Origin of the sequence: Thauera phenylacetica B4P (assembly GCF_000310225.1) — a bacterium.
In the GTDB taxonomy this organism is placed as follows: Bacteria; Pseudomonadota; Gammaproteobacteria; order Burkholderiales; family Rhodocyclaceae; genus Thauera; species Thauera phenylacetica.
The window spans coordinates 1-1281 of sequence record NZ_AMXF01000464.1 but is presented as its reverse complement, the minus strand read 5'-3'; the positions used below and the strand labels follow the sequence as shown (position 1 = coordinate 1281).

3 protein-coding genes are annotated in these 1281 nt (G+C 76.8%); all 3 read left to right on the top strand.

Annotation, left to right across the window (positions count from 1 at the left end):
• A partial coding sequence (locus C667_RS23055) for a hypothetical protein (protein ID WP_004389109.1) occupies window positions 1-272 on the top strand: 272 nt, incomplete at its 5' end.
• 59 nt (window positions 273-331) lie between these two features.
• Window positions 332-691 carry a type II secretion system minor pseudopilin GspI gene (gene gspI, locus C667_RS23050; RefSeq protein WP_039923007.1) on the top strand — a complete coding sequence of 120 codons (360 nt, stop codon included), beginning with the start codon at window positions 332-334 and terminating at the stop codon, window positions 689-691.
• 8 nt (window positions 692-699) lie between these two features.
• The coding region (locus C667_RS23045) for a PulJ/GspJ family protein (RefSeq protein ID WP_004389107.1) at window positions 700-1281 on the top strand (582 nt) is incomplete at its 3' end.

Sequence of the window (1281 nt, the reverse complement as noted above, 5' to 3'; positions counted from 1 at the left end):
CGGGCGGCCTGCGCGTGGCCGGGCTGCGCGTGCGCGAACGCGGAGCCCCGCAGGCGTTGCGCGCGGGGTCGGACGGCGCGTTCTCGACAGGCGCCCCGGCGGGAGAGTCCCTCGCAAACCCGCGGGAGGGTGGCGGCGGCCGGCGGATCGTCTTCGGGTCGCGCGCGCCGGCCTTCGAGCTCGAGCTGGCCGAAGACGGCAAGCGCTACCGCATCGCCGGCCGCATCGACGGCCGGGTGGAGCGCCTGGCCGGCGCGGAGGCGGCACGTTGAGCCCGGCCAACAGCGCTGCGTCGACCCAAGATCGTGCGCGCCCTCGCGACGCCGCGCACATGCAAGGCTTCACCCTGCTCGAGACCCTGGTCGCCCTCGCGATCGTCGCCATCGCGCTGGTCTCCGCGCTGCGCGCGATGGGCGCCACCGCCCAGTCCACCGCGGCCTTGCGCGAGCACACCCTTGCGAGCTGGGTCGCGCAGAACCGCCTGGCGATGCACCGCGCCACCGCGGCCTGGCCGGCGATCGGCGAGTACCGCGGCGAGGCCGAGCAGGCGCGCGTGAAGATGCGCTGGGAGGAGAGGGTGAGCGGCACGCCCAACGCGCTCTTCCGCCGCATCGACGTGCGCGTGCTCGACGCGCGCGGCGAGCGCACCCTCGCCACCCTGAGCGGCTTCGCCGTGCGGCCGCTGCGTTGAACGAAGCCATGCCGCGCGGCCACCTCCCCGCCTCCCCGCGCACAGTGCCGCGCCGCCCCGCACGCCGGCGCGGCGTGGGCCTGACCCTGATCGAGCTGATGGTGGCGATGGCGCTGCTCGGCGTGGTCGGCGTGCTCACCTGGCGCGCCACCAGCCAGCTCGTCGATGCCCGCGAGCGCATCGGCGCCGAGCTCTCGCGCTGGCAGGCGGTGGTGCACGCGAGCGCGCTGATCGAACGCGAGCTGATGCAGATCGCCCCGCCGGAGCTCGCCGAGGGCACCGGCCCGAGCGCGGCCGCTGCGGACGCCACGCTCCCTGCGCTCGAACTCGAGGCCGACCCCGACGGCCGCCGCAGCCGGCTGGCGTGGACCGTGATCGGTGGCGAACAGGGCTTTGGCCGCGTCGAGCTGCGCCACCAGGACCAGCGCCTCGAGGCCCTCGTCTGGCCCGACCGCGAGGCCCGCGGCGAGGCGGTGCGCCTGCCCCTGCTCGATGGCGTCGACGCCCTGCGCTGGCGCCTGCTCGCGGCCGGCCAGGCGCACACGCAGTGGCCGGCCGCCGAGAGCCGCAGCCGCCGGCGTGGCCGCGTC

Excerpts from the sequence above, each read along its gene's own strand:
- gspI (WP_039923007.1), top strand. The coding sequence starts at position 332 with ATGCAAGGCTTCACCCTGCTCGAGACCCTGGTCGCCCTCGCGATCGTC.